Origin of the sequence: Thalassospira sp. NFXS8 (genome assembly GCF_040148805.1) — a bacterium.
In the GTDB taxonomy this organism is placed as follows: Bacteria; Pseudomonadota; Alphaproteobacteria; order Rhodospirillales; family Thalassospiraceae; genus Thalassospira.
On the sequence record NZ_JAGEMF010000010.1, the window covers coordinates 29,347 to 45,715 of the forward strand.

A 16,369-nucleotide genomic window follows, 5' to 3' on the forward strand; every position below is an offset into this window, starting at 1 on the left:
CTCAATACTAATGTCGTGAGAGAAGTACATCGGTTCGTCTATGTTTTTTTCTGCAGCCTGAAAATTTTATATTCAATGTTTTCGTGATTCCATAAGCGATGCTTGACAGTCGCCGATTGCGGAGTTGACGAGGCCTGAATCAGGATGAGAAAAGTATCATCTATCCCATTGATCGGATGATTGGTGTCTGAGATGGTTTATAAATATGGACCGTTATGATTCCATACTTATAAACCACCAATTGTTCTTGGAATAATTACGATCTTCACATCAAAACTGCTGAGTTAGTGTTCGCCGGAATAAAACAGTGAATTTTAACCCAGCCTTGTACAATGTTTCCTCCACTTGGCTTGTCTTGCCGTGACGCAATATCTCCCCAAACGACGTAACATTTCGCGCCCTGTCATGTTGCGATGACGGGGGAACAACTAGCGTCGCACGGACGGCATTAGCCGCCTCCTGTGCCAACTCTATCGGTCGATTTCCCTTCGCCATAGGCGCATCCGTCGCCGCAATAACGATCTTGCGCTCCGGATTAAACCGCCGCAGGTTTTCCGCCACAGCTTTCAGATTCTCGGCCTTTACCGCCCAAACCACCGGTTTACCCATCAGGCGGTTAAGCTCGATGGCACTGATCAGATCATCAGCAATCAGAATTGGCTCTTTCTGATTTCTGGAGAGGCTGCCCCCGACGACATGATGCTGCCCTTTGTCGTCACCCCGTCCGGTCCACGTTTCACCTGATCCGTCTTTATCAATTCGGTATATCGCACAGAGACGATTTCTGCCGTCCCTGAGCGGCACAAGAACCTTGCCGTCATCCACGCGATACCCCGCCCATGCTTTTGCCGTGCCCATCTCTGGCCGTTCTGCAATGGTTTTCGTGTCCGGTGTGTAAGCGTTTTGCCAGGCGATCCATGCATCATCGCCAACCGGTGAGGCCAGTTCATTGCGCAATGCCGCCATGGTCGGGGCTACCGCAGGGTCGGTCACAATGTCAGCTTTCCAGACATTGCGATGCGTCTCGATGGTTCGGCTTTGCCACAACCCTTTTTCGTCGCGATAACGTTCTTCGACCTGAACCTTCTTCTTCTCGGCAATTTCGAGCGTGATCCAGTCACCTTTGGCGGCCCCTGATTGTTCGATACTGTCAGCAATATCGACACCCCAGAGGGTGCGTTCGGTTCCGTCAGCATCTTGCAGCTTTACAAAGCTCGATTGTGATTTCCCGGGATCAAAATTGTAAGGAGCGCGGCCCAGTTCCAGCAGTTGGGCCGCATTTCGTGCGGATCCGTTTCGGGCATAGTCCTTGAAGGCGGATGCCCTTTCTGGCCGGACGATCTGCACGCCCAGTTTTGCGGCCTTTTCGTTGTCCTCGGTACCTTCTACGGCATCCAGTGCCACAACAATCCGGGCATCACTGTTGCGCTGAAGGATTTGTTCGGCCAGCGCGGCCCAGCCATCGGGTTCGGCGGGCACCATTACCGGGCAGTTGGTCGCACGATGCAGGGCGGCCCCATCGGCGTAATCCCGGGCAATGAGGATCGTGTCCTTGTCCCGCCGTCGTTGCGGGTCAATCATATGGCCAAGTGGGTGTTCTGGGTCGGTATCCATCACCAGACGCTGTTGTCCCTGTTTGTCGATCAGCATGACGTTTTCAATCCGACCGGAGCGGTCGCGCAGTGGCACGGCAATGTTGCCTTTGGCTTCGAGCTTGACGCCATAGCCGCGCAGGTCGTTGGCTTTCAGCCAGCTTGAATTGCCCGGTTTGGCCCAGTCGGTGCAGGCATCCCAGACCATGAAGGCTTTGTCATCTGTAGCATGGGCAAAAGCGCGGCGGATCACGGTCGCATCATCCTGATCGGGCAGGGACACAAAAGGCACATTGGGATGGCGCGGGATGTTTGGATCGGCAATGATTGCGTTGCTGTCCGGGTATCGCCTTTGATGCTCTTTAAGCACTTGGCGCATGTCGTTGGGATCGGCCAGAACAATTACTGGACGCCATGTGGCATCATGGATTTTAACGGCATCGGCATAGTCACTGGTAAAAATGACAGGGCCTTTGTCGATCTGTTTTTTCGGTTCAATGAGGTGGGTGAGGCCACGCGCTTGAGTGTTGCCGATGTCCATAATGTTGCCATCTGGCGCATAAAGCCGCACAGCTTGCATATGGCCGTTGTGATCCTTAAACGGCACCAGCAGATTGCCCTCGTCATCCATGCGACAGCCCCGACCAGTCGAACGGGTCTCTGACAGCCACGACAGAGATTTGGCCTTGGCCCAGTGCGCGGCAGCTTTCCAAGCGGCTAGTGCCGGATTGGCCAGTTTGGTGACAGGGGTGGGTCTGTCATTGCCAAACACCAGGTGAAGCAGCTCTTGTTGGGCGATCAGGAACACCATGGCCAGCGGATCGCGATAGGCCTCACTGATCAGAAACAGTTTCCAGTTCGAGAGGGATCGACCGAGCAGGGTGCTGTGGGTCGGGACCAGTTTGCGGGTGCCAAGATATTTGCGCCAGAGCGGCGGCATGGAAGGATGGCGCAGGGTGGGACGGCGTTTGTAGCGCCGTTTCGGCCGAGATTGCTTTGCCAGTGCAGCTTTGTGTTCCTCAACTGGCGGCTTGAACGCACCCAGTTTCTTTTCCAATGCTGCTTTGCTCATGCTGCGATCCAGTGCCGAGGCCTTCATGCCCTGGCCATCCGGCCCCATCAGAACAAAACCGTTGCCGCGCTTTTTAATCCTGATGTCGTAATCGCTTAAAGCGGCGTGCAGATCCTGCCAGGTCTTTGCCTCGCTGGCGTGCTTCAGAATGGCATCACGATGGCCAAGCACATGGGTTTGGAAACTCTCCTGCCAGGTTTGGGATTCATAATCCCGGGCGGAGGGGGAGAGTTTGGCGCTGTTATCCATACGCTGCGCCATGCCGTTATCCACAAACAGGCCGTATTTCTTTTCGAGTTGGCGCGAGACCCGGTCGAGGATTTTAAAATCGCGATACGGGGTAACGAGCTGGAGGGTTTCTGGATGCACCCGGTTAAAGGCGATATGCATATGAAAATTGTCGGTATTGATATGGGTGCCGGCCACATATTGATGTTCGGCAAAGCCAAGTCCCTTGGCATAGGATGCTGCAATGTCCTTGAGGTCCTGCTCAGATAGTCTTTCTTTCTCCCCGGGGCGGAAAGAAACAATCATGTGATAAGACTTGTCCTTGACGTCAGGCTTCAAACGCCGAACCGCGTCAATCTCGACGAGGGCGAGATCGAGATCCTCGCGTTTTTCGCCCGCGCCGCAATTGGCAATCCAGAAATGGTCGAGCTTTTCCCCGGGTTCCTTGGCCGCTGCGATATAATGGGCCAGTTCCTTGTAGTTATCTGCGACCTTCGGGTCTTTGGGGATCTTTTTGGCAATCATTGGGCTTTATGTCGGATGGAATGATCAATCTGTCGCACCAGGTCTTTTAACGCATTCTGGGTCCCCTCGATCTCAACGATCAGCTGATCAAACTTGGCCAACAGATCGGCGCTCAGCGGTTCATCGAGGGCCAGTTTAAAGAGATTGCCGAGACGGGCCTGATCGGCATTGACCTTGAGAAGGTCAAGTATGGCATGAGAGGCTTCAAACGTGCGATGATCGGGCAGTTTTCTGTTCATCAGAAGACGGCGTAGCAGTTCGGAGCGGCTCAGGCGTAACTGGCCTGCCAGCCGGTCAAGGCGGGCCAGTTCGATGTCATCAAGATAGGTTTTAACCAGGTTGCGGGTGGTGGCCATGAGATCGTTCTTTGTCGTGAGAGAAACGAAGCGAGATGACCGGCAACATCCCTGCGCTGCCGGTCATGCCAACGGATGATTACATTGCCACTTGCTGGCGCTGTTGTTGTTTGGGCGCAGGCAGGGACCGGGTTTTCTGAACTTTTTGTGTCAGGCCCAGTTCCTTGATCTGCTGCTTTACGATTTTGGCGAAGCTCGCCATGCCGCGCGCGCCATGCAGATCGTTAAAGTCGGTGAGGCCGGCCTGTTTCTCTGCCGGGGAGAGGTTGGGCTTAATCACTGCCGCTTCCACCAGTGCCGCCGCACGCTCCGCCCCCTTGATGCCGGGATTGATGCCCTGTTTGGCTTCAACCCCGTGATCATCATCGGCGGCGAGGATCAAAGGGCGGTCGGGGAAAGCCTTTTGCAGGGCTTCGGCGACCGGGGCAAGATTGCCGCTATCCATCGCAATGGCGGTTTGATGGCCGGTGGCCATATTCAGGCTTTTGCCGGTGGCATAGCCTTCGGCAATCAGGATTGGGCCTGTGCTGTTTTTGTTGGTGCCCGGGATCATATGCATCAGCCCGGTCTTGCGGCCATCCTTGAGGAAGCGTTTGCTGCCATCCGGCGTAATGACCTGGACATTCTCGACAAAACCTTTGGCATTTGTCATCGGCATCAGGAGATTGTTGTGAATGTCTTCTTTCAGCGTTTCACCACCCACCTGCTTGCGTTGCAAATAGACATGATCGCCAGGGGCGGCATCTGCGCCCTGCACCATGGCATAGGCGCGTTTGGCCACCTGCTTGTATTGGGCCTTGAGGTTTTCTTCCATCTGCGCCTTGCGCGCAGCGGCTTCGGCCTTGCTGCGTTCAATCTCGGCGGGATTGCGTTCGGCGGCTGAGCTGACCCACTTCACCGGCTCGTTCCCGGACTTGTAATTGACGATATTGCCTGCCGGAATGCCCTCGATGAAACCACGATAGGAGCCGCTTTTCTGGCCCTTGCGGTCGCCTTCAACCGCGACCCGGTGCCATTTGCCATCCATGGTGGGCGCGCCATCAATCACCAGCCCGTTTTCCCGACAGGCGAGAGCAAACTCTTCTTCCGGGCGCATGCGGGATTGCGGTTTTTGAGCCGCCGGTTCGTTCCAGCGGGCAAACGGTTTGAGATCGGCATCATCCCGCACATACCAGGACTTTGCCCGGCGGTCCCATTTGGCCCCGAGTGCCTTGGCATCGTTCCTTTCGCTGTAAGGCACGTTGAGATAATGACGTTTCTTCGAGGTATTTGGTTCTGTCCCCGGGGCGAGATCATTTGCCACAGCTTCTTTGGGATGGGAAGCTGGTCCCGCCGTTGCGGCCAGCGCTGCCGCCCGGCTTTCCTGCCTTGCCTGTTTTTGCTCGGCAATAAACCGCTCCGCCATCGTCTGTCCCGGATCAGCCCCAAGGCTTTTGACCAGGTCACTGCTGCGCTGTGCTTCCGGCACGAACCATTGCGGGCGTAACGGTTTAAAATAGTCCTGATCGTGATGGGCGTCATACATGGCCGAGAGCAGTTCGGCATGTTTGGAAGACCGGCCTGCGAGCTCGGCCATGGTCGTGAAGGTTTCCCGTTCCTGGTTAAAGGACCGGTCTTTCTTGTCGGGATCATCAGAATATTGCCACCAGACATCGATGCGTTGGAAAGACTCCTTTGCGTCATTCAAGGCCCGGGCCTCGGCATCGGGCAGACCGTCAAGACGGGCGGCATGCAGCATCCAGTCTGATTTGATCTTGACCGATGTGTTTTCCGCCTGCCGCTCAAAGACCCGATCCGCAACCCCCTGCGCCGGATCCGTGCCGAGGCTTTTGGCCAGATCGTTTGTGCGTTGTTCGGCAGGAATGAACCAGTCAGGACGACGGGGTTTAAAATGATCCTGATCGGGATGGGCGTCATACATTACCGAAAGCAGTTCGGCGCACCGCGAGGAGGACTCTGCCGGTTTGGCCATGCGGGCAAAGGCTTCCTGTTCGTGCTGTATTGCGCTCTCGCGAAGGGTTGGATCGTCAGAGCCTTGTCCGGCGATATCGATCTGATCAAAGGCGCTTTTGGCCTCGACCATCCTTTCGATATCCATGTTGATCATGTTTTCAAGCCGGCCTGCATGAAGCAGCCAGTTCTGTTTGACCTCTTTTTCATTCCAGCCCGGGATGTCTTCGCTGTGTTCGGGTACAATCCTGTTTTTCGTGACCATGTTGGCGGCCTCCTTGCGCTTGTCTTGCGCCAGAACCGGTTTGAGCTGTTCGCGCATGTCCGGTTCCATGATCCAGCTTTTGATGTTTTCGGCATCGCGTGCGGCGGTGAAGAGAACGTTGCGATCTTCCTTGATGGCCCGCATCCAGCTTTTGACATAGCTGGCATGGCGCTCCGGATAATGGCCGAGGCCCAGTTCGGTGCTCAGCATGTAGCTGCCAATCTCGGCGCGCAGTTCTTCTTTGGCGTAAACTTCCGAGCCAAACGGGCCGAACTCCCGGGCCATTCTGGATTGATGGCCGGTAGCATGGCCAAGCTCATGAAGGGCGGTTGCGTAATAGTCATATGGGCTGCCAAAGGCATCTTGCGGCGGCAGATGGATATGATCTGTCGCCGGGCGGTAAAAGGCGCGGTCCCGCTGATCATGAAAGATTGGCACATTGCCCTGGCGCAATAATTCCTCGGCCCGTTCCACCGGCTCGAAAGTTGGTTCCGGGGCAATCCACGGGGCCAGCCCGTCGATCTGTTCGGCGTTAAAGACCACGGCATGAAAGACCTGGGGACGATCAAGACGGACTTCGCGGTTTTTGACCTTGCCGTTGTCATCAAGGACCGGCTTGCCGTCCTCATCGAGCACGGGGCGTTTGTCGGTCCATTTCCAGTATTCGATTTTGGTGCCTTTTTCGCCCTTGCGCACCTGGGCGTCCTGCTGTGTGGCCTGGCGATAGGTCATCCAGCGCGGGTCTTCATGACCGCGCAGCTCCAGCCACAACGCATTGATGCCGCGATAATTGGCTCCCGAGACGGGATTAAACGGCCCCAGCCGCACCTTGCCCGGGTCCCAAGGCTTTTGCCACGGCGCCGTACCGGTTTCGATATGGGTGAGCAATTCTTCGACCACCTGGTCGCGATAGGATTTTTTCTCGCTCATTGGACATTACTCCCGGCAGGATCGTCATCCCCGGTCGGTTCAAGCCCGTCAAAATGACTATCGAGCGCGTCCTGATCGGACAGGGCGGTTTCGCGAAACGCGCCCATATCGTCCGCCACATCGGGATCAACATGGAGCGGACCGTCTTCACCGGCACGGTTCACCGCTTCGGTTGCCAGCTTGAAATAATCGCTTTCCGAAAGATGGGCGTTGGCGGTTTCGACGGGACGGATTTTCGGTGTGTCAGACATAGCTGGTCTCCTGTGAGCTGTTGGGGGAGGGAAGGGATTGCGTCATTTTCGGCGGACGGACCCGGCTGCGGCTGCGCAAAACCGGATCGAGGAAATAGAGTTTCTGGCGTCCCAGAATGGGCGGACGACCGCCAACAAAGATCAGGGCGTCGCCGGGCTGCGGTTTTTTCTTGCCGTCAGGATCCACATCGATCATGCGCAGCCGCATGATTTCATCGGCGGTCAGAAGATCGCGTGAGACTTCCTGAAGGTTTTCCGAGTGGGATCCTTGCGATCCGGGCTTGCCCGAACGCGAATGTTTGCGCTGAACAATGGTCTGTTTACCGGCCAGCTTTGACAGCAACTCGGCGGTCGGCAGTTTGTTGGGCGTGAAGGCAATGCGGACATGGCAGTTGGCAAAGATCGATTCATCCTTGCCGTATTTTTTATAAAGCTGCTCGATATTCTGAATGATGATGTAGGCCTTGATGCCGTAGCCGGCCATGAAGGCCAGGGCCTCTTCAAAGATCTCGAGCTTGCCAAGCGACGGGAACTCGTCGAGCATCAGCAACAGGCGGTGTTTGTACCCTTGCTTTTGCTCGCCATCGCCAAACTCCATCTTTTCCGTCAGGCGGCGCATGAACAGGTTCATCATGATGCGGATCAGCGGGATCAGCCGGTCCTTGTCAGCAGGCGAGAATACCAGATAGAGCATGGCGGGATTATCGCCATTCATCAGATCATCGAGGCGAAAGTCACTGATCGCGGTGTTTTCGGCAATGATCGGATCGGCATAAAGGGTGAGCTGGGTTTTGGCATTGGAATGCACGCCCGAGCGTTCCTGCGGGGCCTTGATCGCCATGCTGTTGGCCCCGCGTTTGACCTCCTTGTTGACATGGGCAAAGCCATGGTCATAGGCGGCCATGGATTGCAAAATGGCGACGAAATTGTCTTCGGCATCCATGTCATCGCCGTTCGAGGAGGATGTTGGATCGTCCTCGTCACTCTCAACGGCTCCGTCGGGCGGGGCAACGGTGCTAATACCCGAGAGAAAGATATTCACATCATCAAAATTGGCGGTGCGGTGCTGTTCCTTTTGCACCTTGTAACAAACATGGAGCAATACGACGGAAAGCCAGCCCCAGCCTTCCTCGCGCCAGTAATTGCCGGCAATGCCCTTGCCGTCGGGATCGACCACCATATTGGCAATGTTCTGGCAATCGGCGATGTCGCGCCGGCTGTTGATGCGGATTTCGGCCAGCGGGTTAAAGCGCACCGTTTCATCACGGTTGGGATTGCTGGGATCAAAACGCAGCACGGTCTTGCCCTGATCACGGTTCCAGCCGGCGGTCTTGGCGTAGTTCTCGCCCTTGATGTCGAGCACCAAAGCACTTTCGGGCCATGACAGCAGGGTGGGGAGTATAATGCTGACCCCTTTACCGCTGCGCGTCGGGGCAAAGGCCAGCACATGTTCGGGGCCGTGATGGCGCAGTTCGCGCACCTTGCCAAAGAAACGCGGGAAGCCGCCAATCACCACCCCTTTGGTGGTGAGCAAGCGGGCCTTTTTAACATCGCGCCAGGTGGCCCAGTGGGCCGAGCCATGCAGCTCCTTGCCCTTGCGTGTCCCCGAGACCGTATCGTTGCGCGCCCGGGCCGAGAAGATGGCCAGCACGATCAGGACCAGCATCCCGGAGCCGAGAATGACCAGGGCCGGGTTTTGCATATTGTCGGGCAGACCGGCGGGATGAATGAGGGTGGCATACAGCCACTGCCACCATTCGAGATGGCGGGGATCAAAACCGACCACAACATGCCAGTCGGCAATGACGCCGGCCAGCATGCCAAGGACGACGACGAACATGGCAAAATGATAAAGTTTTGCGGTCATGAGGGATGCCCTTCCTCGTTATGGGGCCGGGACGCGGCAACTATATCGCCCGATGCTGTCATCAGGGCGCAGCAGGCGGCACTGAACAGGGCTGCGATATGGATCATGCGCGAGAGGGGGACCAGCTCGGGCAGGTCGCGGGCAATGCCAAGCGCGAGAACGCCAAGAAGCATGGCGACAAGCGCCATAGCAACCCGCGATGCAATGAATTCATCGAGAAGTGTGGGATGGTCTTTAAGCAGGGTATGGCCGGGCCGGAAAAGCCATCTTGCTGCCATCCAAAGCAGGACATAAACTGACAGAAAGACAAGCAGCGCCCACATTCCGGCAAACAGGCACATCAGGGCGCAATAGACGGAATATATCTTCTTCATGCCGCCCTCCCATCCTTGAGGATGTAATGGTCATTGGCGGGCTGCCAGAGATCGGTAATGCGGCGATAGCCGTCCGGCCCGCGTTTGATCTGAACGACAAGATCAATCATCTCGGTCAAAAACTCCGGGATGCGGTCCATCTTCATGCCCGCCCAGGCAATGTTCTGATCGAACTTGCGATGAATGGCCTGACGCGGGCTGGTGGCATGAATGGTGAAGGTGACACCGGTGGTGCCGGCATTAAGGGTGCCAAGGGCGGCAAAGGCATTTTTGGTGGAAATCTCGCCAAACAGCACCCGGTCGGGCGTGATGCGATTGACGTGATCAAACAGAATCCGCCAGTCGACCATGCCGGTAGTGGCGGAACTTTCACGCGCCGCCAAAAGGCCGTTGCCATCCCAGAAGGGATCAAGGGCCAGCTCCATGGTGTCTTCCAGGGCAATGACGCGGATGTCATTGGCCAGCGTTGAGAGCAGCAGGTTAAGCAGGGTGGTTTTACCGGTATTGGTCCCGCCCGAGATCATGATGTTTTTGGCACCCAGCATGGCCTCGGTCAGAACATCCCGGACTTCGGTTTCGCAGGCGATGCGGTGAAGGGGCAGGGTTTCTTCGAGCGGTGCGCCGGTGTTTTTCCCGGCTGGCGGGACAATCTGATCCCAGCCCGGGGTGAAGGGATGTTTGCAGCGAATGGCGAGGCTCAGCCCACTTCGTACCGACGGCCCGACCAGGCATTCAAAACGATGGCCTTCTTCCAGGGCGGTCGAGAGGATGGGATGGGTATCGCCGTCAAAGGGCAGGCCACGCTGGTTGCCCAGACTGCGACAGATGCGTTCGATCTCGGCGAGACTAAGGGCGGCATCAACGATACGGGTTTTGCCTTCGCCTCTGCGATCCACAATGATCTCGCCGGGGCGATTGAGCCGGACCTCGACGGTTTGGGGATCATCATAGTACCGAGCCAGCGGGGCCATGATGTTTTTATAGAGCGGGTTGATGGCGTTCATAGCGGCCACCCCCAATTGACAATGCACTGGCTTTTAATGGCGATTGTCAGGGCCGGGTAGGCGGGGCCAAAGGGCCGGAACTGAATAGACTGGCCGCCATTCTGGGTACGGTAATTCCGGATGGAGGGGGCCGATGATGTGGCCCGACAGCTCGCGCTCACCGGCTCACCGATGACTTCGCCATCTTCGCGCAGGATGCTTTTGGTGCCGATGGCATCGGTGAAGGCGCAATGGTTTGCGGTGCTATTGGTGCCGCTAAAATCATTGTCGCCCGATGAGTAGTTGAAGCTCAGTGTTGTTGTGCCGCAGACATTGCCGGCATTGTAATAATTGCTTGATGACAGGGCATAGGTGGCGTGGGTATCCGGCCCCCAGGTAATCTGTGCCGTGCAGACATTGCCCTGGTCCACCGGATCGGCAGCGCCAACGGTTAGCGCATATTTGGTGCCATCGGGACGGGTATAGTTCCTGACCAGATCCTGCCCGGCAAAACGAGTGCAGTCTTCATAGGTGACGTCGCTGTTTGGCGCGGTGCTTTCGCCGTCATAGGTGTAGGGTGTTTGTGCGGTGCCGGGCAGCACTTCGCTGGTCTTGATGTTATAGCGCCCTTGCGGCGTACCATCGATATAGACGGTGGACAGGGCATAGGCAAAAAGCTGGTCATCATGGGGCTGCCAGCCGGTAATCTCGACCTGGTGGGTATAAACCTGATCGCTTTTCTGACAATCGGTGATGAATTCCTGCTTGTCATCATAGAAGTAATAATACCGCTCGCTGCCATAACTCTGGCCGGCACTCAGGCTGTGTGTCCAATAGGCAGGATCCTCGCAGCCTTCGGTGGTGGCAATAACGTCCATGCTGGTGGTGTCGGGTGTGCAGGCCGTGCGGAACTGTTCCAGCCCATTGACCAGGATACGCACCCGGCTTTGCAGGGTGACGGATTTGTCTTTGCTGTTGATCAGCGGCGTGCAGACATAATCGCCACCATCGGTTTTATAGACGGTTTCATGGGCAAATTCGGTACCGCTATCGGTGCAGGCGGTGCTGTAGGAAACGCCACCCAGCTCATAGACATATTTGTGGCGCTGATAGGAGACACCGGCATCAAAATCATCGCGAATGTCGCAACCTTCGCTGGTCGCTGACATCACAGCCGGGGCAACGTCTTCGGACGGGCTGCAATCACGCACTTCGATTTTGCGGCCGCTCTGGTTGGTGTAAACCAGCTTGGCATTGGTAATCACGGTGCCGGCGTCATAATCAAGGCTGACCCGGCAGGCCGAACTGTCTTCGACAATGTCAAAGCGGGCTTCGGGATCGGGCTGGCATTCGCCATGTTCCACCCGGTTGCCCGAGCCATCGGTGTAATAATAGATGAAGGACGCCGTGGCGGTGCGGGCATCCAGATCCTCGATATAGGAACAGGCACTATAGCTTTTATTGATCTTGTAGCGTTCCTCGCCATCGGCACAGGTGCCATAGCTTGTTTCGCCATCGGTGGTGGTGGCCATGCGGGTTTGCTGGATCGCCTGAAGCTGATCAAGATCGATACGCATCTTGCAGCCTTCCGCCGTGATGCGGGTTGAGGTTTGCGGCGTATCATCAAGCTCCAGCGCACCCGGGGTGGTGTAGGACCCGGCATCGGGATTGCTGGCAGCATTGGAGGCAACGGCACCATCCGAGGCCCCGACGCCAGCCTCTTCGACTTCTTTTTTACTGGCCGTTTCCTCATCCCCGGCAACAGCCAGACGCTTGAGGGCTGCAATCAGTTCGCTCTGATCGCCTTCAATGGTGATCGGGGCGGCAGGGTCGAGCTTGGGGTCATTTTCAAGGGCGAACTGGGCGACAAAATCATCGGAGTTCAGGGCCTCGGCCCGGCCATCCTTTTCGACACCGGAAAGTACAAGCTGGCCGACCTTTTGTTCTTCTACCTTCACATAGCGGGCATAGGCCTTGGCGGTGACCCCTTCGGTCAGCTTGCTATCGGCCCCGGGCACATCGACCAGCCCCAGATCAAGGGCAATCGGGGTGTTCTCGGGAAGTTCGGTGGCACTTTTGCTGCGCGTGATGATTTTGACCTTTTTGACCATGGCGGCCATGTCGGGATCATCGGTTTCCAACCCGCCAGTTTGACCGGACGGGGTTTGTGTGACGGCAGCCCGGGCAGCAGCAAGATCTTCATCGGGGCTTTGGGCATGGGCGGGCAGGCTGGTTGCGGCCAGCCCGGCGCAGAGAAACAACAAGACAGGCAAAATGGGTTTCATGACTTACTCCACCTTGGCGATATACCAGTCCATCGAGGGGCGGATCTGAAAGCGCGTCCCCTGGGGAATGGTGATGATGGGTTTGAGCGAGAGGGTTTCTTCGAGGATGTTGGCGGTGATCTCGCCAAACTTGTTGGACAGTTCCTCGGCGGCTTTTTCCGAGGCCGCCGTGGCGACCTGGCCGTCATTGCTTTCGGATTTGGTCGAGGCAGCGGCATAACGCACCGCTGTTGAGATCCCGGTCAGAAGGAAGGCATTGCCATAGCGTTCAAGGAACCGCCGGTCGACCTCGCCCGAGGCCCCCAACTGGCCTTGCGCATTGGCAACAAGGGATTTGATGTTGCGGATCTCGGCACGGTGCCCGGCAATCAGCACCCGTTCGCACTGCATGGCGAGGCGTGAACTGCCCATATCTTCGGGCGGCATATAGTTGCAGATCAGGCGCGAGCCCTTGGGCAAAAGCGCCAACCGGCTGTGATAACCAAAGACATCGCGCGTGGTTTGCACCACCACCGTGCCGGTATCTTCACCGCCCACCTGGCTGTTGATCCCGGTTTCAAGCTGGACCGGGATATAGCGGTCGGCGGTTAGAATGCGCGAGTTATCGACCGGCAGGCTCGAGGTGCGGCGCGGGCCTTCATAATCGCCTTCGATCTCCATCTTTTTGGCATCGAGGATGTGTTCGGGGCGGGAAGCCTCGTCCATTTTGGAAAGATCGGGCACGGCAAGGTTGCTGGCAGCGGCAGAACCGTTTGCACTGTCTGGACCGGAAGAAGCACCGTTCGTGTTGGTCGCAGTTGCTGGTGAATGGCTAGAACCGTTGTTAGTCGGTTGGATCGCGGTACCGTTTGGTTGACCGTTGGCAGTTGCCGCTTTTGTGCCGTTTACCGTTGCAGCGTCCCCATTTGCAGGGTTGGTCTGGGTCTGAGTCTGGGTCTGGCCAGCTTGCTCGGGCTTGCCGGGAATGCCGCCCGGTTGATCCGGCGACATCGGAATGTCACCAGCTTGTACATTGGGAGCCTGTTCTTCTGTCGTCCCCATCCCCGGCTCCAGCCGGACGGCTGTGCCAGATGCATCGGGCGTAGCTGGTGTGTTGGGGATAGCGCCATTGCTGCCGACCCGCACCATTCCGTCCGTGCTAAGCGGCTGACCTGAAGGTGAAGACGGCAGGGAAGAAGGACCCGTGAGTGTGGCGTTTCCACCTGTTGTCGTGTGACCAGCGGGGGCGTGTGCGTTACCGGCACCGTTCCCGGTTTTCGACAGTTCCATGTCTGGGACAAACACCGCCAATGTATCGTCTTGCTGCGGTGTAACGCCCAGCCCGGGTGTGAGCGAGACCCGCTGTGCCGGGCTACTCGGGGCCGCCGGAGGCTGGCTGTAACCGGCGATCTGCCAGTTGGCCGGCACCGCTTGCGCCCAGGCAGCCTCAAGTGCCAGCCGGTAAGGATCGGGTTTTGGGGGCGGTGCGGGTTGCACGACCGGAGCTGGCGCAGGCGGGGGAGGTGGTGCCGGACGCTCGATATAAACCTTTTTTGTCACCACGACCGGCGGGAAGCTCGGAGCCGGTTCGGGCGCTTTGGGCGGTGCCGGTGGGGCGCTTGGCACGCCCCACACGGTTTTGTCATCCGCCGGGAGTTGCGGCGGCGTTTTGAATGCGGATGGATCAGCACAGGTGCCGCCAAAGGTCAGGCCCAGAACCAGCGCGATGTCACAAAATGCGGTGCTCATCAGTCCCCCTCATATTCAATACAGAGGAACTTCTTGCCGCTTTTAAGCGAGATCAGGCGCTGGGTGCTTTCGATGATATAGGTGTGGCCCTGAATGCGGGTATTGACCAGCTCGTCCACCCCATCGACCACCACATAGGCGGTCGGCAGTTCAAGATCCTTCCAGCGGTCGCCAAAGCGGATATAGGTGAAATAATCATCGCGAAACACCGTGACCGGGCGCAGTTCGTCGTCACCCCACAGGTCATAATCGCCCCAGCCGCGCAGCTTGTTGGGATCAAACCCGGCATCGGCAATAAAATCATCCTTCGGCGTGCCGGGGTCGGTATCGCCAAGATCATGAACCGCAGCGGCAAGTTCCTGATTGTCGGCGCTATCGTTTTTGGCCGTCATGTCAGAAGATCCGCCGTCGATTGTTGTGGAAGTCCCTGGCGACATGCCAGTTCCGGTTGATGCGGACGTGACGGGTTTGTTGCTATATGTCCGGCCTGTACTGGTAATTGTGCCGTTTTGAGTTCTGGTAATGGTCGCGCCCGGGCCAGAGACATTTTTGCCAGCCGGCGTGCCAGCATCTGTTTGCCCGGCGTTGTCGGCATAAACCGGCAGGGTGCCATCATAGGACAGCGGTGCAATCAGATTGCCGTCGCTGTCAAACCGTCCCGCCACCAGATCGGGCCGGGAAGTGCCAGGCGTACCGGTCGGGGATGTCTCGATAATCGGACGGCCCTGGTAATAGCCGGTAACACGCGATTGGTAGGCATTGCCGGTGTCATCAAGAGAGATGCCATCGGGACCGGTCAGTCGTACCGGATTGCCTTGCGCATCAAGCGGGATTTCCTGAATGTCGTGATATTGACCGGTAACCGGATCGGGCAGGATAATCCCGGCCTCGTTTTGCAAGGCGGTGCGCTGCATCCCGCTGCCATAGCGCATCCGCTGTTGCGGGCGGAGCATCGCCACTGTCATGTCGTCCTTGGTGGTAACCGAGCCTTTAAGCCGCACCAGCAGATCGGGCATGTTGATGGAATTGACGCCTTCGGCCCGCAGATAGAAGGGATAAACATGGCCCGACCCGCCATAAACAATCATGGAAGTGTCATAGCCATAGCTGGCCGGGCGAATGGCAATGCGCCGTTCATCGCGTTTATTGACCGACCAGCTGCGCGGATCGCCGACATCAATGCGGGTGATCTCTTCGCCAGCGGGAAGCTCGATCAGGGTGACGAGATATTCCCGTGTGCGCACCCGATAGGTGCAGGTTTCACAAACGTCGGTGACATAAACCCCGTCGCTTTTCTCGGCATAATCCCAGGCATCCTGAATTTGCCCGCTGGTGCGCGGGCGCACCATAGGACCAAAGCGGCCCTCGGCCTGATCCTTGGCCTGTTTGACGACGGAATCAGGAACCGGCATGGTGGGCGCTTTCGGGGCCGGGCTGGCACTCACAGCAGCATCAGTCTGTTGGCCATTTGAGTTTGCCGTGTTTGCCTGATTATTGGCATTCTGGCGCTGCCCCGGCATGGGCGGGCGCGACGATGTAAAAGCCGCAGTCTGGGCACGGGCCGTGTGAATGACAAAGACGGCAGCCAGCGCCACCAGCAGCGTGGCGACTGCGAAAGTCCAGGCGAATTTGCGAAGACGGTTTTTCATGAAATCTATTCTCCTGCACCGGACGGATTGCGTTTGCGCAAGACCAGGCCGGTGACGGTAAGGCCGAAGGGATTGGTGTATTTTTCAGAAACCGGCACATCTTTTTGCGGGCGCGTGATCAGCGAGAGGTAGGCGCGCAGGCGTTGCGGGCGGCCCAGCGGGCGACCGTTGATGCTGTCGGTCTGGATAAAATCGATGGCGAACTTGTAATCATCGGTCAGGCTGGCAACCCGGTTGATGGTTTCCACATCAATCGATCTGACCACGCCGCGATCCAGCGCATCGCGGATTTCGCCGCTGCTAATGCGTTCCTT

11 protein-coding genes are annotated in these 16,369 nt (G+C 57.3%); all 11 read right to left on the minus strand.

Annotated elements, in window-relative coordinates; all coding sequences use genetic code 11:
- Positions 1-270: 270 nt before the first annotated feature.
- Entirely contained in the window at positions 271-3,417 is a 3,147-nt protein-coding gene (gene traI, locus J4E05_RS23960; protein WP_349601011.1) for a TraI/MobA(P) family conjugative relaxase, read from the minus strand.
- The gene (locus J4E05_RS23965; RefSeq protein WP_349601014.1) at positions 3,414-3,773 is read right to left on the minus strand and encodes a plasmid mobilization protein; all 360 of its coding nucleotides are present in this window, start codon (positions 3,771-3,773) and stop codon (positions 3,414-3,416) included. The genes traI and J4E05_RS23965 overlap by 4 nt, the downstream gene beginning before the upstream one ends.
- Positions 3,774-3,852: 79 nt before the next feature.
- Positions 3,853-6,918: a zincin-like metallopeptidase domain-containing protein gene (locus tag J4E05_RS23970; protein WP_349601016.1), complete on the minus strand. Its 3,066-nt coding sequence runs from the start codon at positions 6,916-6,918 to the stop codon at positions 3,853-3,855.
- Entirely contained in the window at positions 6,915-7,169 is a 255-nt protein-coding gene (locus J4E05_RS23975) for a hypothetical protein (RefSeq protein ID WP_349601018.1), read from the minus strand. The genes J4E05_RS23970 and J4E05_RS23975 overlap by 4 nt, the downstream gene beginning before the upstream one ends.
- Positions 7,162-9,036: a type IV secretory system conjugative DNA transfer family protein gene (locus tag J4E05_RS23980; protein ID WP_349601021.1), complete on the minus strand. Its 1,875-nt coding sequence runs from the start codon at positions 9,034-9,036 to the stop codon at positions 7,162-7,164. The genes J4E05_RS23975 and J4E05_RS23980 overlap by 8 nt, the downstream gene beginning before the upstream one ends.
- Positions 9,033-9,410: a hypothetical protein gene (locus J4E05_RS23985; protein ID WP_349601024.1), complete on the minus strand. Its 378-nt coding sequence runs from the start codon at positions 9,408-9,410 to the stop codon at positions 9,033-9,035. Before J4E05_RS23985 ends, J4E05_RS23980 begins: the two co-directional genes overlap by 4 nt.
- Positions 9,407-10,414, minus strand: coding sequence for an ATPase, T2SS/T4P/T4SS family (locus J4E05_RS23990; RefSeq protein ID WP_349601027.1), 1,008 nt, complete (start codon positions 10,412-10,414; stop codon positions 9,407-9,409). Before J4E05_RS23990 ends, J4E05_RS23985 begins: the two co-directional genes overlap by 4 nt.
- Positions 10,411-12,678, minus strand: a complete 2,268-nt coding sequence (locus tag J4E05_RS23995) for a DUF2059 domain-containing protein (RefSeq protein WP_349601030.1) — start codon at positions 12,676-12,678, stop codon at positions 10,411-10,413. The genes J4E05_RS23990 and J4E05_RS23995 overlap by 4 nt, the downstream gene beginning before the upstream one ends.
- Positions 12,679-12,681: 3 nt before the next feature.
- Complete coding sequence (locus J4E05_RS24000; protein ID WP_349601033.1) at positions 12,682-14,406, minus strand: TraB/TrbI/VirB10 family type IV secretion system protein; 1,725 nt, start codon at positions 14,404-14,406, stop codon at positions 12,682-12,684.
- Positions 14,406-16,055 (minus strand): TrbG/VirB9 family P-type conjugative transfer protein, encoded by a 1,650-nt coding sequence (locus J4E05_RS24005; protein ID WP_349601035.1) that lies wholly within the window; start codon positions 16,053-16,055, stop codon positions 14,406-14,408. Before J4E05_RS24005 ends, J4E05_RS24000 begins: the two co-directional genes overlap by 1 nt.
- A 5-nt stretch (positions 16,056-16,060) precedes the next feature.
- The coding region (locus tag J4E05_RS24010) for a bacterioferritin-associated ferredoxin (protein WP_503012366.1) at positions 16,061-16,369 on the minus strand (309 nt) is incomplete at its 5' end.